This is a genomic window from Nocardiopsis potens DSM 45234 (genome assembly GCF_000341105.1).
GTDB classification, from domain to species: domain Bacteria; phylum Actinomycetota; class Actinomycetes; order Streptosporangiales; family Streptosporangiaceae; genus Nocardiopsis_A; species Nocardiopsis_A potens.
Window position 1 is genome coordinate 1 of the sequence record NZ_ANBB01000058.1, and the last position, 19,561, is coordinate 19,561.

Below are 19,561 nucleotides of genomic sequence, written 5' to 3' on the forward strand. Positions count from 1 at the left end.
GGCCGGACCTGCCCGGACCGGCGGCGGCACTCGCCGCCGCCATCGGCTCGGCGGCGTTCGCCCTGGTGGTCCGCTGCTCCTCGGCCGGATCTCGGCTGCGCGCCGTCGCGGCGGTCGGCGCGGTCGCCCTGGCGGCCGGCGTCCCGGCCGTGCTGCTGCGGCCGGCGGCGGAGGCCCGCGAGGAGGCCGCCGCGGACTTCGACGCGTTCCCCGGCACCATGGTGGTGATGGACCGGGAGGGGTGGGAGATGACCGAGGCGGCGGCGGTCGGGGACTCCTACCTGGAGATCACCTACCGGTCCACCGCGGAGGACCCCCGGACGCTGCAGGTCACCGGCTACGCGGACCGCGACTACGCGGACTTCGGCGACCCGTGCGCCGGCCTCAAGCGCGTCACCTGCGAGGACGAGGGGGACGGCGTCCTGAAGCGCTCCGATGCCGGCCCCGAGCTGTACACCGGGTACGACGGCACCCCCGTCACGATCCAGGCGCCGACCTGGATGCCCGACGCCCGCGAGTCCGACCTGCTCGCCGCCGCCGGGCACCTGCGCGAACCGACCCCGGCCGAGCGGGAGGAGCTGCGCGACGCGGTGATGCGGCACGAAGCGGACATGAACCTCCCCGGGTAGCCGCCCCGGGAAGGAAGCGTCGGAGAGGAGCCGCCCGGAGAGGAGGCGCCGGGGTCAGCACGACGCCGTGTAGCAGTCCACCTGGGCGAAGTCGCCCGCCCGCAGCGCCTCGGCCGGGATGTCGAAGGAGACCGTGCCGCAGTCGGCCCGGCTCCAGCCGTCGTCGCTGTCGAGCCGGAGCAGGTGGACGCGGTCGGGGTCCGGGGCGGGGCCTCCCTGCATGGCCCACGGCCGGCCGAACGCCCGCTGCCCGCTCTCGTCCCGCCACTCGCCCACGACTTCCTCGGAGAGGTTGAGGACCTGGGAGAGGGCCTCTCCTCCCCGCCCTCGATCCCGGGGAGGAGGACTTCGATCCGCTCGAACGCCTCCCGCAGCTCCGTGTGGTCCGCCTCGGCCCCGCGCCGTCGCCGGCGGGGGCGCGGGTTCAGGCCCGGGCGGCCGGGGCGAACGCCGCGGCGTGGTCGCGGGCGAAGTCGGCGATGTCCCGCGGAGGGCGGCCGAGGAGGCCGGCCACCGCGCCGGTGGTGAAGTCGCCCCAGCCGGAGGCGTACGCCTGCGCGTACTCCTCCAGCATGTCCGCGATCCACTCCGGGACCCCGTGGCCGAGCAGCGCCGCGCGCTTGGCGCCGTCGCCGACCGGGCGGTAGGAGACGGGGCCGCCGACCGCCTTCCCCAGCTGCTCGGCGACCTCGTCGAAGGTGACCGGGCGCGGGCCGGTGAGGGTGTGGACCGCGCCGTGGTGCCGCTCCGGAGGGTCGAGGAGCACCCGGGCGGCGCACTCGGCGATGTCCCGCGCGTCGACCATGCCGAGCCGCGCCGAGGCCATGTTCAGCGAGAACGCGCCGGTGGCGGAGATCTCGGCCGCCTCGTTCAGCAGGTTCTGCATGAACCAGAGCGGGCGCAGCACGGTCCAGTGCAGGCCGGACGCCTCGGTCTCGCGGTCGGACAGGGCGTGCAGTCGGCCGCTGCGGGTCGGCGCGTCGTGCGCCGCGCCGACGGCGGAGAGCCGCACGATGCGCTCCACCCCGGCCCGGCGCGCCGCCCACACCGCGTTCATGCTGTTCTCCGGGGCGCGCGGGCCGTTCGGCACGAGCAGCCACAGGTCCTGCACGCCCTCGAAGGCGGGCGGCAGCGAGCGGGCGTCGCCGAGGTCGCCGGTGACGGCCTCGACGCCCCGCCTGCGGAGGGCGTCCGCCCCGGCCTCCCCGCGGACCAGGGCGCGGAGGCGGACACCGGTGCCTTCCAGCGCCTTCAGCAGTTCGGTGGAGACGGTCCCGGTGGCTCCGGTGACCAGTACGGTGCGCGGCATGCTCATTCTCCTTTTCGGGGGGAGGGGAGTCGGATCAGGGCGCGGGCGGCGCCGGGGGTCAGCTGCGCGGCGGCGATGGCGGCCAGCGCGAGCGCGAAGCCGAGGCCCTGCCACGGGGTCAGGGACTCGCCGAGGAGGAGCAGCCCCAGCAGGGCGGCGACCACGGGGGAGAGCAGCGGGAGGAACGACACGGCGACCACGGGCAGCCGGCCGATGCCGCGGAACCAGATCGGGTAGGTGAGCAGCGCGCCCGCGACGGCCAGCCAGGTGTAGCCGCCGACCGCGCGGAGGTCCGGCGCGGGCGGGAGCCCTTCGAACGCGAGGGCGAGCGGGAGGAGCACGAGGCCGCCGGCGGTCAGCTGCCATCCGGCGAGGGCGGTCGGGCCGACGCCCTCGGGCAGCCCCCAGCGCTTGGTCAGGACGATCCCGCAGGCCATCGAGGCGGCCGCGGCGATGCCGGCCAGGACGCCCCACGGGTCGAAGGAGGCCCGGCCCTGCAGGACGATCAGTGCGACCCCGGCCGCGCCGGCCAGGCCCCAGCCGAGCCGCCACCGGGTCGGCCTCTCGCCGAGCAGCAGGAACGCCAGGCCGACGACGAGCAGCGGCTGGACCGCGAGGACGGTCGCCGCGACGCCGCCGGGCAGCCGGTAGGCGGCGACGAACAGCAGCGCGAAGAGCGCCCCGATGTTGAGGGTGCCGAGCAGCAGGGAGCGCCACAGCCAGGCGCCGCGCGGCGGCGTGCGGGTGGCGGCGAGCAGGACCAGCCCCGCCGGCAGCGCGCGGATCACCCCGGACACCAGCGGGTGGCCGGGCGGGAGGAACTCGGTGGTGACCAGGTAGGTGGTGCCCCACACGGCCGGCGCGAGCGCGGTCAGCGCGGTCGGCGCCAGGCCTCCCGGCGCGGAGGCGCCGCCGGGGGCCGACCGGTTCGAGACCTGCGTCATCCCTGACTCCTTAACGTTGAAATGTTCAACGTTCGCAAGTCTAGGCAGGGGCTTAGAATGCCGTCAAACATTTTGATGTTGAGACGTCTCGGGGGTGGCGGACGGTGAAGGACAACGTCGACCGGCGGCTGGACCAGTGGCGGGCCGAGCGGCCCGACATCGACCCCGCGCCGATGGGCGTGGTGAGCCGGATCCAGCGCGCCTGCCGCCTGCTCGAACGCGAGCTCCGCGACAACTTCGCCCGGTTCGACCTGCAGATATGGGAGTTCGACATCGCGGGGACGCTGCTCCGGTCCGGGCCGCCGTACCGGCTCACCGCCGGGCAGCTGGTCGAGTCGTCGATGGTCACCTCCGGGGCGATCACCAACCGGATCGACCGCCTCGCCGCCAGAGGGCTGGTGACCCGCGAGGTCGATCCGGAGAACCGGCGCAGCGTGCTGATCACCCTGACCGAGGAGGGCAAGGAGCTGATCGACCGGGTCGTCGTCGAGCACGTCGCACTGGAGGAGCGGCTCCTCGGCGAACTGGGCGGCGAGGACCGGGAGCGGCTCGCCGGGCTCCTGCGCGAGCTGCTCATCGGCCTCGGCGACGGCTCGCCCGGCAACCCGCTGAAGAAGTAGCGGCCGGCCGCGACGCCCCCACCGCCGCGGCCCCGGGAACCCGCCGGGCCCCGCCCGCCGCGGCGCCCACCGCTGCGGATGCGGCGCCGTCCGGGCCCAGGTGTGCGCCGCCGGGCGACCGCTCCGGGCCGTGCCGGGCGTTACACCGAAAATCCCTCGACCCCGCGGTGCGCCCGGGCTAACCTGGCCCGCGTGTATGCGCAAACGGCGAGCACCGCCGCCGCCATGAGGCCCTGGACCCGCGCCTGACGGCGCGGCACCGGCCGATCCACTCTCGTGTGTCCCGCCGTCCCGGTAGCCATGCCGGGCGGTCCTCTCGTGCTGCCCGGCTCCGCAGCGAAACGTGGAGCACACCGTGGACGCACTTCACTCACACGACCGGCTCTCCGACCGGTCGGCACATGACATCCTCTCCGAACTGAACGCGGCCGGGCGGCTCCCGGCCGGCGCGAGCGCGCACGTCCGCGCCCGCGGGATCCGGGTCGTCCTCGGCGGGCGCCCGGTCCTGGCCGGCGTCGACGCCACCGTCTCCCGGCGGTCCCGCCTGGCCCTCGTCGGCGAGAACGGGCGGGGCAAGACGACGCTGCTTCGCGTCCTCTCCGGCGACCTGGCCCCCGATGAGGGGCGGGTGGAGCGCGCGGGCACGGTGGGCGTCGTCCACCAGTCGCTCGCCTCCCGCGGCGGCGAGACCGTCGGCACCCTGCTCGCGGGGGCGCTCCGCCTCCCGCACCTGGCGCTGCGCGCGCTGGACCTGGCCGCCGAGGGCCTGGAGAACGGGGACGGGGACGCGGAGGAGCTGTACGCGGCGGCGCTGGAGGCCGCCGTGCGGCTCGACGCCTGGGACGCCGAGCGCCGGGTGGACGTCGCCCTGGAAGGGCTCGGCGCCTGCACCGACCGGGACCGCGCGCTGGCCGCGCTGTCCGTGGGCGAGCGCTACCGGGTGCGCCTGGCGTGCGTGCTCGGCGCCGCCCACGACGTCCTGCTCCTGGACGAGCCCACCAACCACCTCGACGCCGGCGCGCAGGCGTTCCTCGCCGAGCGCCTGCGGGCGCACCCGGGCGGGCTGGCGATCGTCACCCACGACCGCGCCCTGCTCCGCGAGGTCGCCGAGGACTTCCTCGACCTGGACCCGAGCATGGACGGGCGGCCGCGGTCGTTCGCCGGAGGGTACGAGGGGTGGCAGGAGGGCCGCCGCCGCGAGCGCGAGCGGTGGACCCAGGAGCACGAGGCCCAGCAGGCCGAGCACGCCAGGCTGGCGCAGGCCGCGGAGGAGGCGCGGAACCGGCTGTCCACCGGGTGGAGGCCGGACAAGGGGACCGGGAAGCACCAGCGCCAGTCGCACGCGGCGGGCGTCGTGCAGAGCTTCAAGCGCAGGCAGGAGGCGCTGGAGGCGCACCGGGTCACCGTGCCCCGGCCGCCGCTCTCGCTGCGCTGGCCGGAGCTGCCGGCCAAGCGCGGCGCCCCCGTGCTGAGCTGCGAGGGGGTGGCCGTCGCGGGGCGCCTGCACGGGCCGGTGACCGTGCAGATCGAGGGCGGCGACCGGCTGCTCGTCACCGGCCCGAACGGGGCCGGCAAGTCGACGCTGCTCGCGGTGGTCACCGGCGCCGCCGCCCCGACGTCCGGGGCGGTGCGCAGGTCCGACGGCGCCCGGGTCGCCCACCTGTCCCAGGAGGCCCCGGCCTGGGAGGACGGGCTCCAGGCCTACGAGGTGCACCGGCGGCACACCGCGCGGCTGGTGTCGGAGGGGAGGGTGGCCGCGTCCGACATCGTGCCGCTGCGCGGCACCGGCCTGCTGGACGCGGAGGCGCTCCGCACCCCCGTCGGCCGGATGTCGGAGGGGCAGAAGCGCCGCCTGCACCTCGCGCTCTGCCTGGCCGAGCGGCCGCACCTGCTGGTCCTCGACGAACCCACGAACCATCTGTCGCCGCTGCTCGTCGACGAGCTCACCGACGCGCTCCGGGAGACCCCCGCGGCCGTCGTCGTCGCCACGCACGACCGCCGGATGCTGGGCGACTTCGAGGGCTGGCGGTCCGTCTCCCTCTCCGCGGCCCCCGGAGGGAGCGGCGGCTGACCCGCCCGCCGGCGCGGGCGGGGCGCCGCCCGCCGCGGATCCGGCCGCCCCTCTCCTCCGCCGAAAGCGGGTCCGGAGGGGAGGAGCGGTGCCTTCGGGGCCCGTCCGTACCCGCGGGGCGCCGTCCGCCGGCGCCGCTCCGGCGGGAAAAGGCGGGACTCTCCGGGATCCTCGCGCCGCCGGTCTGCGTCCGATCCGGGAGCGCCGTTCACGGCCGTGCGGCGGTCCCGCCGGGACCGCCCCCGGAGCGGCGTGCGGCGCGGCGCCTCCGGGCCCGCCGCCGGCGCCGGGCGCCTCTCCCCGGCACACCCCCCGATACCCGGAAAGGCACGGTCTCCCCATGAGCGACGAGAGCTCCACCGCGGACGGCGGCCCCGGCGAGGCATCGCGCGGCGAGCGCCGGCAGCAGAGGCGGGAGCAGAAGCGCAGGCGGCTGACGATCGCGGCGGTCCTGGGGGCCGGCACGGCGCTGACCGTGGCCCTCGCGGCGATGACGCTGGGGTCCTCCTCCGACGAGCTGAGCACCTCCGCGGACGGCGGGGGCGGCGGTACCCGGTCCCAGAGCGCCGAGCCGAGCCCGCCGCCCCCTTCCGCGTCGCCCGGCCCGTCCTCCCCGCCCGCACCGGCCCCGCCGTCCGCCCCGCCCCCGCCGTCCCCGGCCGCCTCCGGGACCCCGGACCGGGAGCCCGAGGAGGAACCGGAGGAGGAGCCCGCCACCGCGGAGCCCCCCGCGGCCCAGGAACCCGAGGCCCCGCAGGAGGACGCCCCCGGGCGCCCCGACCCCGCCCCCGGCGGCGGGGGCGGCGGCGGGGGCGGCGAGCGGCCCGGCACCACCCCGCCCGAGACCCCGCCCGGTGACGGCGCCGAGCCGCCGGAAGAGGAGGAACCGGGCGAGACGCCCCCGGGCGACGACGACTGCTGGTGGTTCTTCTGCTGATCTCCGCCCCTCCGCCCCGGCGGCCCGCCGCCGGGCCGGAGAGCGGAAAAGGCGGAGGGAACCGCCCGCGCGGGCCGGTCCCCCGTGCCTCCGTGCGGCCGCTCCCCTAGGTTCGGATCAGACGGAACGGGAGGGGGCCGCGGATGGGCGCGGGGATCAGGCGGGCGGCGGCGCACGGGGTGCTGGGCGCGGCCGGGCGGTGGGTGTCGTTCGTGGAGGCGGAGATGGCCGGGCTGCGCCGGGTGGTGCGGCCGGGCGACGTCTGCCTGGACGCGGGGGCCGAGTACGGGCTGTACAGCTACGCCCTCTCGCACCTGGTGGGGGAGCGGGGCGAGGTGCACGCGTTCGAGCCGCAGCCGGGGCCGTTCGGGGTGATCGGGGCCGGCGTCGCGGCGCTGGGCTGCGGCAACGTGCGGCGGCACCGGGAGGCGCTGGGCGCGCGGGAGGGCGGGGCGGTGATGAGCGTCCCGGTCCGCCGGGGGCTGCCGGTGCACGGCAGGGCCTTCGTCACCGACGGCGCCTCCGGGAAGGGGCCGAACGAGGAGTTCGCCGGGGAGCGGGCCGTCCCGGTGTCGGTGCGGACCGTGGACGGCCTGGTCGAATCCGGCGAGCTGGGCCGGGTGGACTTCGTCAAGGCCGATGTGGAGGGGGCCGAGCCGCTGGTGCTGGAGGGGGCGGAGAAGACCCTGGAGCGGTACCGGCCGGCGCTGCTGCTGGAGATCGAGGACCGGCACCTGGCCAAGTACGGCCGGAGCGCGGACGGCCTCACCGCCTGGCTGCGCGAGCGCGGGTACGCCATGCAGGCCTGGAGCCGCACCGGGTGGCGGCCGGTGGACAGGGTCGTCCCGCAGCGCCGCAACTACCTGTTCCGGGCTCAGTAGAATCCGGCCCGTGGCGTTCTCACGGATACGCAAGTCGCTGCGGGCGATGAAGAACCTGGAAAAGGTCGAGGCGGGGCTGCCCCCCGAGGACGCCGTCGTGCTCGACGCCGACGACGACGATCCGGAGCTGGTCGAGGCGGTGCACGCCGCCTGGGCCGGCGATCCGGGGCCGGTGGCGCGGCTGCTGGAGGCGGCCCGGCAGGCCGGCGACCGGGAGCTGCACGGGCACTACGCCGCCGAGGCGGCCGAGGCCGCGCTCGACCGGGACCGGTGGCTGCAGGACTGGCTGGCCGGCTCCCCCGACGACCCCGACGCGCTGCTGGTGTTCGGCGGATACCTGCTGGACAGGGCGTGGGAGTCGCGCGGCGGGGCCTACGCCTCCCGCACCTCCGACGAGCAGTTCGCCGGATTCCACCACTACCTGGGCCAGGCCGAGCCGGTGCTGCGCCGGGCGATCGCCGCGGACCCCGCCTCCCCCGCCCCGTGGGCCCTGATGATCACCTACGCGGTCGGCAGCCCCGGCGGGCGCCGCGACCTCTACGACGAGGCGTGGGCCGGAGTGCTCCGGCTGAACCGGTACGACCGGGAGGCGCACCGGGTGGCGCTGCAGTACAACTGCGCCAAGTGGCACGGGTCGAACGAGGAGATGTTCGCCTTCGCCTACGCGGCCTCCGACTCCGCCCCGGCCGGCTCGCCGCTGCACATGCTCCCGCTGCGCGCCTGGGTCGAGCTGGACGTGCGGGAGAAGGGCAGGGTGCTGGACCGGCCGGAGTGCCGGGAGGCCGCCAACCGGGCGCTGACCGTGTGCCCGCCGGCCGCGCCTGCCGCCTACCGGTGGGACCGCGCCGACCGGAACATGCTCGCCCGGGTGCTCTGCGCCCAGGACCGCTACGACGAGGCCTACGCCCAGTTCCAGGCGCTCGGCGTGCACGCCACCTCGTTCCCGTGGACCTACTACGGGACCCGCGACGCCCGCGCCGACTTCCTCACCTTCCGCGGTGCGGCGGCGCTCAAGGTCGCCGAGGAGATGCGCTGACCGGTGCGCCGAACACGGCCGCGGAACCGGGTTTTTCCGGATAACCCCCGCGTGACCGGGGCCGCGGGCAATACGGTCGCTCTGTGCCGCCGCCCGCGGGCGGCGGCCGGCGGCGGGGCGGCGCCAGGACGGGGCTCCGCCCCGCCGCCCCGCCCGGGGTCACTCCCCGGAGAGCAGCCGCTCGAACGGCACCGGCTCGTCGTAGGGGTCCGGTCGGGCCGCGGCGGACCGGCCCGCCACCAGGTCGGCGAACTCCCCGGCGGCGCGGTCGATCCGGGAGGCCAGGCCGCCGTGGGCGGCGCCGCCGGCCCCCCAGTCCTCCGAGGCGGCGTAGACCGCGGTCGGCACGGTCACCGCGCGCAGGTAGGCGAACATCGGCCGGAGCGCGTGCTCCAGCGCCAGCGAGTGGCGCGGCGTCCCGCCGGTGGCCGCGATGAGCACCGGCGTGCCCTGCAGCGCCCCCTCCTCCAGGACGTCGAAGAAGGTCTTGAACAGGCCGCTGTAGGAGGCGTTGAAGATCGGCGTCACCGCGATCAGGCCGTCGGCCCGGGAGGCGGCGTCCACCGCCGCCTTGAGGTCGCCGGAGGGGAACCCGGTGAGCAGGTTGTCGGTGAGCGCGTGGGCGTGGTCGCGCAGCTCGACCGCCTCGGCCGCGGGGGCCGCGCCCCGCTCGCGCAGGGCGCGGTCGGCGGCCCCGGTGAGCCGGTCGGCCAGCAGCCGGGTGGACGAGGGCACGCTCAGCCCGGCGGAGACGGCGGTGATGCGGGGCTCGGTCACTTCTCCTCCTCGGCGGTCTGCAGGGCGGCGCGGTCCTGCTCGGCGGCGAGCAGGCCCGCGTGGGTGGGCGCGTCGGGCACGTGCGCCGGGCGGCCCGCGGCGAACTCGCGGCGGAGTACCGGGACGACCTCCTCGCCGAGCAGGTCCAGCTGCTCCAGCACGGTCTTCAGCGGCAGCCCGGCGTGGTCCATCAGGAACAGCTGGCGCTGGTAGTCGCCGAAGTCCTCGCGGAACCGCAGGGTGCGGTCGATGACCTGCTGCGGGCTGCCGACGGTGAGCGGGGTCTCCCGGGTGAAGTCCTCCAGCGACGGGCCGTGCCCGTAGACCGGCGCGTTGTCGAAGTAGGGCCGGAACTCGCGCACCGCGTCCTGGGAGTTCCTCCGCATGAACACCTGCCCGCCCAGGCCGACGATCGCCTGGTCGGCGCGGCCGTGGCCGTAGTGCTCGTAGCGGCGCCGGTACAGGTCGACCATCCGCTTGGTGTGCTCGGCCGGCCAGAAGATGTTGTTGTGGAAGAAGCCGTCGCCGTAGTAGGCGGCCTGCTCGGCGATCTCCGGGCTGCGGATGGAGCCGTGCCAGACGAACGGCGGGACCCCGTCCAGCGGGCGCGGCGTGGAGGTGAAGCCCTGCAGCGGGGTGCGGAACTTCCCTTCCCAGTTCACCACGTCCTCCCGCCAGAGCCGGTGCAGCAGGTGGTAGTTCTCCACGGCCAGCGGGACGCCCTGCCGGATGTCCTGGCCGAACCAGGGGTAGACCGGCCCGGTGTTGCCGCGGCCCATCATCAGGTCGACCCGGCCGCCGGCCAGGTGCTGCAGCATCGCGTAGTCCTCGGCGATCTTCACCGGGTCGTTGGTGGTGATCAGGGTCGTCGCGGTGGAGAGCACCAGCCGCTCGGTGCGCGCCGCGATGTAGCCGAGCATGGTGGTCGGCGAGGACGGTACGAACGGCGGGTTGTGGTGCTCGCCGGTGGCGAAGACGTCCAGGCCGACCTCTTCGGCCTTGAGCGCGATGCGCACCATCGCGTCGATCCGCTCGCCCTCGCTCGGCGTGCGGCCGGTGGTGGGGTCGGTCGTCACGTCGCCGACCGAGAAGATCCCGAACTGCATGTTCTCCGCCCCCTGGGCTCTCCGAGGTAGTTGGTTCTGATTTCAACTACTTCCCAGGAACGGTATTGCCCGCCGATCCATTCCACAGCACCGCGGCCAGGGTGAGCAGCCCGCGCGCGGTGGCCGGATCGGCGCCGGTGAGCTCCCGGGCGCGGGCCAGCCGGTTGTCCACGGTGTTGGGGTGGACGCCCAGCATCCGGGCCGCGGCCCGGCGGTCCATGTCGCACGCCAGGTAGGCCCGGACGGTCCCGGCCAGCTCCGGCCGGTCGAGCAGCGGGGCCAGCGCGGCGCGGAGCAGGGGCAGCCCGTCGCTCTCCCGGGCCAGGTGCAGCTCCAGCGCGACGTCGGCGGCCCGGACGGCGCGGCCGCGCTCCCCGCGGGCGCGCGCGACCCGCAGCACCTCGCGGGCGGTGCGGAGAGCCCGGGCGACGTCGCCGGGGCCGGAGGCGTCCTCCGCGGCCAGCACCGCGTCGGCGCGGAGAGCGGCCCCGAGGCCGGCGGCGAGCCGGTCGAGCCGCTCCCCGGTGCACCGCTCCCCGGTGCGCCCTTCGCAGGCCCGCCGGCCGCCGGGCCGCTCGGCGACCACCGTCCCGCCGCCCGCGGACAGGTCCATCAGCCAGGTCCCGGGCAGCGCCTGCTCGATCCGGGCGCGCATCCGCCGCACCGCGCGGCGCTCGGCCGGCCGGTCCGCGGCCGGATCCCGGTCCGCCGCGTCGCCCGGACCGGGGGCCCGCACAACCTCGACGACCAGCACCAGCGGCCGCTCCGGCAGCGGGCGGCGGGCGAGCCCGGCGGCCGCCCCGACCCGCCCCTCGGCCAGCGCCGCGACCACCCGGGAGGGCTCAACGTCGGCGCCGTCCAGCAGCTCCCGGTAGCGCCGCTCGAACGCCTCGGCGGCCGCCCGCTCCACGGCGAAGTGCACGGACCGGCTCCGCCGCAGCACCTCCCGGAGCAGGTCGGGGCGGTCGCCGAGGGCCGCGGCGAGCTCGTCGCCGAACACGGTGAGCGCGAGCTGCCAGGCGCGCATGTACTCGGCGAGCGGCACCCGCTCGTCGGCCCGGTCGGCGGCCCGCTCGGAGACCAGCCGGAGCAGCTCGGGGTCGGGCGGCTCCGGCTCCAGGACCGCGCGCAGCGCCGACCGCAGCATCGCCCGGATCGTCCCGGCGGCGACCAGGTGCAGGTGGTCCAGGATCGCCGGGTCCCCGGTGCAGATCGGGGACTCCGCGGCGTAGCGCTCCACGATCAGCCGCGCCAGCGACGGCACCCGCGGCTCCAATGACGCGACGGTCCTGCGCAGCCGCTCCGGGTCCTCCATCGGCCTCCGCCCCTCCCGTGCCATCGGCCGCACCCGGCCGCCCGCCCGATCGCGGCCGACGGCCCGGGCCCGGCACCGGGGAGAGACGGCCGCACACGCCCATGGTGGAGCGGCCGGGACCGCCGGGCGGCCCCGGGGCGGACTTCGGCCGCCGCAGCGCGCCCTCCCCCGGCGATCTCGGCGTCGCGGCCCTGGCAGAGCGCTCTGAAAGGGCCGCGACGCCGAGACCATCGCACTGGGGTCACACGCCGATCCGGAACAGGGACCCGCCCGGCCTCTGCAGCTCCTCCACGGTCTCGGCGCCGCTCTGGGCGGCCCTGGACTCGGCGGCGGCCCAGCGGAACACGCCCTGGGCCATGGTGGACCGCTCCGCGGCGACCCGGGCCAGGTTGACCTCGGCGCGGGCCTCGTGCGCCCCGGCGTCGTCCGGCGCGGCCTGCACCGCGAGCTCGGCGAGGTGCCCGGCCAGGCGGAGGTCGCCCTGCTCGGCGGCGGTGCGGGCGCGGGCGGACAGCGCGGCCGCGCCGCCGCACAGCTCGGCCAGGGCGGCGGCCAGCCGGCCGGCCGGGGCCGGCTTGAGGTGCGACGGGTCGCCGTCGTACCAGCCGCCGTAGAGCCGCCAGACGTTGCGCACCACGAACTCCGGCTCGTCGTAGACGGGCCGCAGGTAGGGGCGGTCCGCCAGGTGCGCGGGCGGCGCCACGGCGTGCACCGCCTCGTCCAGCCGGGCGCCGGAGTTCATCAGCGCCAGGGTCTGCTCGACCAGGCTCTCCAGGAACTCCGCGGTCTCGGTCAGCGCGGTGCGGACCCGGTCGGCGCCGATGACGGGCAGCCCGTGCCCGGGCAGCAGGACCTCGGCGCCGGTGGCGGCCATGGCGCGCAGCGCCTCCGCCCACTCGGCCGGGTAGCGCTGGACCTTCTGCGGGTTGCCCGCGTTGGGCGCCACCCAGACGAACAGGTCGCCGGTGAGCAGCGTCCGGCGCTCCGGCAGGTAGGCCCAGGTGTGGTCGTCGGTCTCGCCCTCGGCGTGGAACAGCCGCAGGGCGGCGTCGCCCAGGTGCAGCTCCATGGAGTCCCGGTAGGTCTGGTCCGGGTACCGGTAGGAGCGCGGCCAGCGCAGATCGGAGCTGCCGAACTGGCGCCGGTTGACCACCTCGTTGTAGCCCGCGGTGCGCGCGTAGCGGTCGAACCGGGCGGCCACCGCCTCGTGCGCGACCACCACCGGCCGGGGCAGGCCCGCGGCGTCGGCCTCGGCGTCGAACGGGCCGACGCCGAACACGTGGTCGACGTGGCCGTGCGAGTAGACCGCGAACCGCAGCGGCCGGCCGTCGTAGGCGCGGACCGCGGCGTGCAGCGCCTCGGCGGACATCGCGGACCCGGTGTCGAAGAGGACCGGTCCCCGCTCGGAGCGGATGCAGAACGCGTTGCCGAAGCCCGGCCACATCCCGACCCCCTCGGCGACCTCCGCGATCCCGGCGCGCGCCGCCTCGCCCCGGTGGTACTCCGGGACGGGCTCGCCCCGCCATGCCTTCTCGGCCAGTTCCAGTACGGCGTTCACACTGCCTCCGTCGGTCCGTTCGGTGCGTCGCGGCCGCGGGACCAGACTCGGCGGGGCGCGCCGCCCGGACAAGGCCCCGCCGTCACAACGGGGCGCCGGGCTCCCTGTCACGGATCACAACGGCGCAGGCCGGGGCGATGATCTTGACGTTGCGGGGGTATCAGAGCGCTCTGATACCCCCGCAACGCCAAGATCATCGGGGGAGGGGCGGGGAGCGGGGTGCTCACCGCCTTTCCTCCCCCGGGGGGCTCAGCGGCGCTCCGGGACCAGGTCGATCAGGCTGGCCTCCGGGCGGCAGCAGAACCGGACCGGGGCGTAGGGCGAGGTGCCCAGGCCGCCGGAGACGTTCAGCCAGGCGTCGCCGTACCGGTTCAGCCCCCAGGCCCGGCGCCGGTCGATCCCGCAGTTGGTCACGAGCGTCCCGTAGAACGGCATGCAGATCTGGCCGCCGTGGGTGTGCCCGGCCAGCAGCAGCCGGTAGCCGTCGGCGGCGAACCGGTCCAGGTTGGCCGGCTCGGGCGAGTGCAGCACGCCCAGCCGCAGGTCGGCCGAGGCGGCGGCGGGGCCGGCCACCTCCTCGTACCGGTCCAGGCCGATGTGCGAGTCGTGCACCCCGGCCGCGGCGACGCTCAGCCCGCCGGCGCTGATCCGGCCCTTGCGGTTGTTCAGGTCCAGCCAGCCGGCGCCGGCCATCGCGGCGCCCAGCTCGCGCCAGGGCAGGTCCGGCTCGACCCGCTCGCGGTAGTCCTTCTTGCTGCTGCGCCACAGGTAGCGGGCCGGGTTCTTGGGGCGCGGCGAGAACAGGTCGTTGGAGCCGTAGACGAACGCCCCGGGCCGGTCCAGCAGCGGGCCCAGCGCCTCGATGAACGGCTCCACCGCGTCCGGGTGGGCCAGCGAGTCGCCGGTGTTGACCACCAGGTCCGGCTCGTACCGCTCCAGGCCGCGCACCCAGTCGATGAGCATACGGCGGCCCGGGGTCAGGTGGGCGTCGGACAGGTGCAGCACCCGCAGCCGGGGGCTCCCCTCGGGCAGCAGCGGCAGCTCGTGCCGGCGCAGCCGGAACCAGTTCCGCTCGATGACCGCGGCGTAGCCGATCCCGGCGGCGCCGACGGCGCCGGCCACCGCCGCCGCCCGGGCGGCCCGCCGCCACCCCTCATGTCGCCTGCTCATTGCGGCTGCTCCCTCCGTGCCGCCCGGGTTCCGTCCACAGGCCTGGGAAAAGGCGTGGGGCCGCCGCGGGCGATCGCTCTATGATCAGTGCCATGTCCGAACTCAAAGACCGCCTGAAGTCCGACCTCACCGCCGCCATGAAGGCGCGCGACGCGGTGCGCCTCCGCACGCTGCGCATGGCCCTGACCGCCGTGTCCAACGAGGAGGTCGCCGGCGGTGCCGCGCGCGAGCTGGCCGACGAGGACATCGTCCGGCTGCTCACCCGGGAGGCCAAGAAGCGCCGCGAGGCCGCGGAGGCCTTCGCCGCCGGCGGCCGCGCGGACAAGGCCGCCGACGAGCGGGCCGAGGCCGAGGTGCTCTCCGAGTACCTCCCGGCCCAGCTGGACGACGCCGAGCTCACCGCCCTGGTGGCCGACGCCGTCGCCGAGTCCGGGGCGACCGGGCCCAAGGGCATGGGCGCGGTCATGAAGCTGGTCAACCCCAAGGTCGCCGGGCGGGCCGAGGGCTCGCGGGTGGCCGCCGAGGTCAAGCGCCAGCTGGCCGGCTGAGCACCGCTCACTCGTCCTCGTGCGGAGGCCGGGTCGCCGGCACCACGCCGGGCTCGCCGCCGGTCTCCGCACCCTGCTCCGGCACCGCGCGGCCGGAGCCGCCGCTGAGGAACACGTTGACCGTGGCGCCCTCCGGCAGCACCGTGCCGGGGTCGGGGTTGATCGCGGCCACGGTGCCCTCGGCCTCGGTCGAGCGCACCCGGTTGGCCGCCACGCTCACCTCGTAGCCGGCGTCCTCCAGGGCCGAGACGGCCGCGCTCTCCCGCTGCCCCACGACGTCGGGCACGCCGCCCTCGGCCGCCGCGTTGTTCGAGGTCGGCTGGGCGCTGCCGCCGCCCCCGCCGCGGTACTTGGACGGGGCGCCCGGGAAGTCCTTCTCCGGGACCTTCTCCACGGCCTTGGACATCGTCTCCTGCCAGATCGGCCCGGGGATGGTCGCCCCGTAGACCTGGCCGTAGTAGCGGTCGCCGATGGTGACGTTGCGCAGCGGGTAGTTCTGCGGGCCGCGCGGGTCGCCGACGAAGACCGCGCTGGCCAGGTTCGGGGTGTACCCGGCGAACCAGGCCGCCGCCGACCCGTCGGTGGTACCGGTCTTGGCCGCCGCCGGGCGGCCGATGCCCAGCCCGGACGTGGTGCCGCCCTTGAAGGTCTGCTGCAGCAGGTAGCTCACCCCGGCGGCGACGTCCTCGTCGATCGCCCGCTCGCACTCCGGCTCCATCTCGATGGTCTTGCCGGCCTGGCGGTCGTTGATCGAGGTGATGGCCTGCGGCTCGCAGTACATGCCGCCGGAGGCGAAGACGGCGTAGGCGTTGGCCACCGTCATCGGGGAGACCTCTTCACTGCCCAGGGTGAAGGAGTTGTTGGCCTGGGTGTGCGGGTTGTCGAAGGACTGGCCGTCGGCCCGGTGCACGCCGAGCTTCTCCGACATCTCGATCACGTCGCACAGCCCGACGGACTTCTGCAGCTGCGCGAAGTAGGTGTTCACCGACCCCTTGGTGCCGGAGATCATGCTGCTGCCGCCGCCCTCGGTGTCGCCGGCGTTCTTCACCGGCCACGGGGCGAGCAGGTCGCCGTTGCAGTTGCGCTGGCCGGTCACCGTGGTGCTGCTGCCGCCGCCGAAGGAGGTGCCGAAGCCCTTGCCCTCCTCCAGCGCCGCGGCCAGGGTGAACGCCTTGAAGGTCGAACCGGCCTGGAAACCGGTGCTGCCGCCCCGGTCGGCGTCGGTGGAGAAGTTGATCGAGGTCTCGCCGAGCTTGGACTCGTCCGGCCCGTAGTTGCGGCTCTGCGCCATCGAGCGGATCTCACCGGTGCCCGGCTCGATCAGCACCTCGGCGGCGACCTTCTTGGACTTGTTCTTGCGCGGCACCCACTTGTCGACCGCCTTCTGCGCGGCCTTCTGCATGTCCGGGTCGAGCGTGGTGTGGATCTCCAGGCCGGCCGTGCGCAGCCAGCGGGCGCGCTCGGTCTCGTTCTCGCCGAACTGCTCGTCCTTCTCGATCTCCTGGACCACGTAGTCGCAGAAGAACGGCTGCTTGCTGGGCACGCACCCGTTGGACTGGTCGGTGGGCTCCAGCTCGTCGGTGAGCTCGACCGACTTGGCCTCCTCGGCCTCCTTCCCGGTGATCGCGCCGGTCTGCACCATCCGGTCCAGCACCACGTCCCGGCGGTCCTGGGCGTCCTCCGGGTTGAGCCGCGGGTTGTACAGGTAGGGGTAGCGCACCGTGCCGGCCAGCGTCGCAGACTGGGAGAGGTTCAGCTCGGAGGCGGGGATGTCGAAGAAGTGCCGGGCCGCGGACTCCACGCCGTAGGCGCCGTCGCCGAAGTAGGCGATGTTCAGGTAGCCCTCGAGGATCTCGTCCTTGCTCATCCGCTTCTCGATGGTGAGGGCGTAGCGCAGCTCGCGGAGCTTGCGGGCGATGGTGGTCTCCCGCGCCTCCTCCTGCTCGGCCTGGGAGTCGGCGCTCTCCACCAGGACGTTCTTCACGTACTGCTGGGTGAGCGAGGAACCGCCCTGGGTGGAGCCGCTCAGGGTGCGCAGCGCGGCGCGGAAGGTGCCCGAGATGTCGATGCCGCCGTGCTCGTAGAAGCGCGAGTCCTCGATCGAGATGATGGCGTCCTGCATCACCGGCGACATGTCGTCCAGCGCGACCAGTTCGCGGTTCTTGTCGTAGATCTCCGCGATCACGCCGCCCTCGCGGTCGTAGATCACCGACCGCTGCGGGGGCGGGGGCGTCTCCAGGTCGCTCGGCATGTTCATGAAGCCGGTGGCGACGTTGCGGGCGGTGATGCCCAGACCGCCCACGGCGGGCAGCGCGATGGCCGCCACCAGCACGCCGGCGATCACGCCGACACCCATCAGCTGACCGATTCTCTGCAGCATTCTCCCCTGACCCACCCCATCAGACTATGCGCCGCCCGAAGGCGGCGCGGAGAGAGAAACGGACGGCCCGAATCGGCTGTGCCACCGGTGATTTCGGGCCCTTCTCCTCATCCTGGCACACCGTCCGGACCGGCCTCGCCCAGCGCCTCTCCCACCTCGCGCAGGGCCCCGATGTCGTACACGTCCTCCGCCCGCGCCGGGACCTCGGCGACCGGGATCCGCGGATGCGCCGCGGTGAGCCGCCCGCGCAGCTCCGCCTCGCGGTCGCGGAGCCGGGCCGCGCGCGCGTGCAGCAGCAGCGCCGCGGCGGCCAGCGGATGCTCGCCGCCGGCCTCCAGCTCCCGGGACGCGGCCAGCGCCTCCTCCGCCGGGGGGCCGTCCGCCTCGGGCCGGTGCGTCCGGTTCAGCACCACCCCCGCCAGCGGCATCCGGTCCGCCGCCAGCCGCTCCATGAAGTAGTCCGCCTCGCGCAGCGCGTCCGGCTCCGGGACGGCGACCACGAGGAACGCGGTCCCCGGGGCCTGCAGCAGCCGGTAGGTGCGCTCGGCGCGCTCCTGGAAACCGCCGAACACCGCGTCGAAGGACGAGATGAACGACTGTACGTCCTTCAGCGCCTGGGCGCCCACGACCTTGGAGATGATTCCGGTCACCGCCCCGACGCCCGCACCGAGCAGCCGGAACGCCCCGGTCCGGGCGGGCGCGCCGAGGATCCGGATCAGCCGCCCGTCCAGGAACCGGCCGAGCCGCTTGGGCGCGTCCAGGAAGTCCAGCGCCGACCTGCTGGGCGGGGTGTCGACCACGATCAGGTCCCACTCGCCGCTCTCCCGCAGCTGCCCCAGCTTCTCCATCGCCATGTACTCCTGGGTGCCGGAGAAGCTGGAGGACATCGACCGGTAGAAGGGGTTGGCCAGGATCTCCCGGGCCCGCTCGGGGTCGGCGTGCGCCTCGACGATCTCGTCGAAGGTGCGCTTCATGTCCAGCATCATCGCGTGCAGCGAGCCGCCGGCCTCCGCGGCCTCCGGCAGCGGCACCGGGCGCGGGGTGTTGTCCAGCTCGGTCAGCCCCAGCGACTGGGCCAGCCGCCGCGCCGGGTCGACCGTGATGACCACCGCCCCCCGGCCCATCTCCGCGGCCCGCACCCCGAGCGCGGCCGCGGTGGTGGTCTTGCCGACCCCGCCCGACCCGCAGCACACGATGGTGCGCACCCCCGGGTCGGCCAGCAGGGCGTCCACGTCCAACCGCTCCGCGCTCATCCGGCCGCCCCCTGCTCGGCCAGCCGGTCGGCGAGCCGGTACAGCGCCGCGGTGTCGATCCCCTCGCCCAGGTAGGGCAGGTCCACCGCGGGCAGGCCGACCCGGTCCAGCCGGCCGCGGACGGCCGCCTCGGCCCGGACCCGGCGGGCGTGCGCGGCCATCTCCCGGGCCAGCCCGTCCGCGGTCTCGGAGGGCCGGTCCAGCCGGGCCGCCTTCACCCCCTGGACCAGCGACTCCACGTCGACCTCGCCGCGCTCCGCGGCGGCCAGCACGTCCGGCGGGAAGAGCGGGTCGCGGACCATGTTCACGATCAGCCGCCCCGGGTTCATCCCGGCCCCGCGGATCTCGGCCACCCCGTCCGCGGTCTCCTGGGCCGGCATCTCCTCCAGCAGGGTGACGAAGTGGACCGCGGTCCGCGCCGAGCGGATCGTCTCCATCACCTTGTCCGCCTGGGTGCGCACCGGGCCGATCCGGGCCAGCCCGGCGACCTCGGCGTTGACGTTGAGGAACTGCGCGATGCGCCCGGTGGGCGGGGCGTCCATCACCACGGCGCGGTAGACGTACGGCTCGTCGCCGGCCTGGCCGAGGGGCCGGCGGCCGCCCCGCCGGCGGCGCACCGCCTCCACCGCCTTGCCGGTCAGCAGCACGTCGCGCACGCCGGGCGCGATGGTGGTGGCGAAGTCGACCGCCCCGAACCTGGTGAGCGCCTGCCCGGCGCGGCGCATGCCGTAGAACAGCTCCAGGTACTCCAGCAGGGCCGCCTCGGCGTCGACGGCGAGCGCGAACACCTCGCCGCCGCCGCGCGCCTCGGCGACCTTGCGCTCCTCGTAGGGGAGCGGCGGCCGCCCGAACAGTTCGGCGATGCCCTGGCGGCCTTCGACCTCCACCAGGAGCACCCGCCCCCCGCCGGCGGCCAGGGACAGGGCGAGTGCGGCGGCGGCGGTCGTCTTGCCCGTGCCGCCCTTGCCGGTCACCACGTGCAGCCGGACGCCGCCGCTCGGGTCGGGATCGCGTTGGCTCACCCCTC

18 protein-coding genes are annotated in these 19,561 nt (G+C 75.6%); 7 read left to right on the plus strand and 11 right to left on the minus strand.

Translation table 11 applies throughout. The annotated features are described in order from the left end of the window. A partial coding sequence (locus D459_RS35925) for a hypothetical protein (protein ID WP_040710912.1) occupies positions 1–629 on the plus strand: 629 nt, incomplete at its 5' end. A gap of 54 nt (positions 630–683) precedes the next feature. Here the strand turns inward: D459_RS35925 and D459_RS32515 are convergent. From D459_RS32515 to D459_RS0123465, 3 genes are all read right to left on the minus strand, one after another. Continuing rightward, positions 684–905, minus strand: a complete 222-nt coding sequence (locus D459_RS32515; protein WP_017595445.1) for a DUF1963 domain-containing protein — start codon at positions 903–905, stop codon at positions 684–686. A gap of 148 nt (positions 906–1,053) precedes the next feature. Then, positions 1,054–1,938: an NmrA family NAD(P)-binding protein gene (locus D459_RS0123460; protein ID WP_017595446.1), complete on the minus strand. Its 885-nt coding sequence runs from the start codon at positions 1,936–1,938 to the stop codon at positions 1,054–1,056. Between the two features lie 2 nt (positions 1,939–1,940). After that, positions 1,941–2,882 (minus strand): EamA family transporter, encoded by a 942-nt coding sequence (locus tag D459_RS0123465; protein ID WP_017595447.1) that lies wholly within the window; start codon positions 2,880–2,882, stop codon positions 1,941–1,943. 104 nt (positions 2,883–2,986) lie between these two features. Between D459_RS0123465 and D459_RS0123470 the strand changes: the two genes are divergently transcribed. The 5 genes from D459_RS0123470 to D459_RS32520 all read left to right on the plus strand — a co-directional run bounded on the left by D459_RS0123470 (position 2,987) and on the right by D459_RS32520 (position 8,427). Next, positions 2,987–3,502, plus strand: a complete 516-nt coding sequence (locus tag D459_RS0123470; protein WP_017595448.1) for a MarR family winged helix-turn-helix transcriptional regulator — start codon at positions 2,987–2,989, stop codon at positions 3,500–3,502. Between the two features lie 355 nt (positions 3,503–3,857). Continuing rightward, a complete protein-coding gene (locus D459_RS0123480) occupies positions 3,858–5,573 on the plus strand; it encodes an ABC-F family ATP-binding cassette domain-containing protein (protein WP_020380310.1) in 1,716 nt (571 codons plus the stop codon). A 340-nt stretch (positions 5,574–5,913) separates the two neighbouring features. Next, positions 5,914–6,510, plus strand: a complete 597-nt coding sequence (locus D459_RS0123485) for a hypothetical protein (RefSeq protein WP_020380311.1) — start codon at positions 5,914–5,916, stop codon at positions 6,508–6,510. 143 nt (positions 6,511–6,653) lie between these two features. After that, positions 6,654–7,391 (plus strand): FkbM family methyltransferase, encoded by a 738-nt coding sequence (locus D459_RS0123490; protein WP_017595451.1) that lies wholly within the window; start codon positions 6,654–6,656, stop codon positions 7,389–7,391. Positions 7,392–7,401: 10 nt separating this feature from the next. Continuing rightward, positions 7,402–8,427, plus strand: coding sequence for a DUF4034 domain-containing protein (locus D459_RS32520; protein WP_152523091.1), 1,026 nt, complete (start codon positions 7,402–7,404; stop codon positions 8,425–8,427). Positions 8,428–8,586: 159 nt separating this feature from the next. On the opposite strand, the gene D459_RS0123500 is transcribed toward D459_RS32520, so the two are convergent. The 5 genes from D459_RS0123500 to D459_RS0123520 form a co-directional block, all read right to left on the minus strand. Then, positions 8,587–9,204, minus strand: a complete 618-nt coding sequence (locus tag D459_RS0123500) for an FMN reductase (protein WP_017595453.1) — start codon at positions 9,202–9,204, stop codon at positions 8,587–8,589. After that, complete coding sequence (locus D459_RS0123505) at positions 9,201–10,310, minus strand: LLM class flavin-dependent oxidoreductase (protein ID WP_017595454.1); 1,110 nt, start codon at positions 10,308–10,310, stop codon at positions 9,201–9,203. Before D459_RS0123505 ends, D459_RS0123500 begins: the two co-directional genes overlap by 4 nt. A 46-nt stretch (positions 10,311–10,356) precedes the next feature. Then, positions 10,357–11,625, minus strand: coding sequence for a helix-turn-helix domain-containing protein (locus tag D459_RS33830; protein ID WP_017595455.1), 1,269 nt, complete (start codon positions 11,623–11,625; stop codon positions 10,357–10,359). Between the two features lie 241 nt (positions 11,626–11,866). Then, positions 11,867–13,183 carry an alkyl sulfatase dimerization domain-containing protein gene (locus tag D459_RS0123515; RefSeq protein WP_017595456.1) on the minus strand — a complete coding sequence of 439 codons (1,317 nt, stop codon included), beginning with the start codon at positions 13,181–13,183 and terminating at the stop codon, positions 11,867–11,869. 249 nt (positions 13,184–13,432) lie between these two features. Beyond that, the gene (locus D459_RS0123520; RefSeq protein ID WP_026120696.1) at positions 13,433–14,353 is read right to left on the minus strand and encodes a metallophosphoesterase; all 921 of its coding nucleotides are present in this window, start codon (positions 14,351–14,353) and stop codon (positions 13,433–13,435) included. 92 nt (positions 14,354–14,445) lie between these two features. Here D459_RS0123520 and D459_RS0123525 point away from each other — a divergent pair, with 92 nt between their 5' ends. Then, positions 14,446–14,901, plus strand: a complete 456-nt coding sequence (locus D459_RS0123525; RefSeq protein WP_020380312.1) for a GatB/YqeY domain-containing protein — start codon at positions 14,446–14,448, stop codon at positions 14,899–14,901. Positions 14,902–14,908: 7 nt separating this feature from the next. Here the strand turns inward: D459_RS0123525 and D459_RS32530 are convergent, their stop codons facing one another. From D459_RS32530 to D459_RS0123540, 3 genes are all read right to left on the minus strand, one after another. Next, positions 14,909–17,281 carry a penicillin-binding protein gene (locus D459_RS32530; RefSeq protein ID WP_051065525.1) on the minus strand — a complete coding sequence of 791 codons (2,373 nt, stop codon included), beginning with the start codon at positions 17,279–17,281 and terminating at the stop codon, positions 14,909–14,911. A 107-nt stretch (positions 17,282–17,388) separates the two neighbouring features. After that, positions 17,389–18,534 carry an ArsA family ATPase gene (locus D459_RS0123535; protein WP_040710915.1) on the minus strand — a complete coding sequence of 382 codons (1,146 nt, stop codon included), beginning with the start codon at positions 18,532–18,534 and terminating at the stop codon, positions 17,389–17,391. Continuing rightward, positions 18,531–19,556: an ArsA-related P-loop ATPase gene (locus D459_RS0123540; protein WP_017595460.1), complete on the minus strand. Its 1,026-nt coding sequence runs from the start codon at positions 19,554–19,556 to the stop codon at positions 18,531–18,533. Before D459_RS0123540 ends, D459_RS0123535 begins: the two co-directional genes overlap by 4 nt. Positions 19,557–19,561 lie beyond the last annotated feature (5 nt).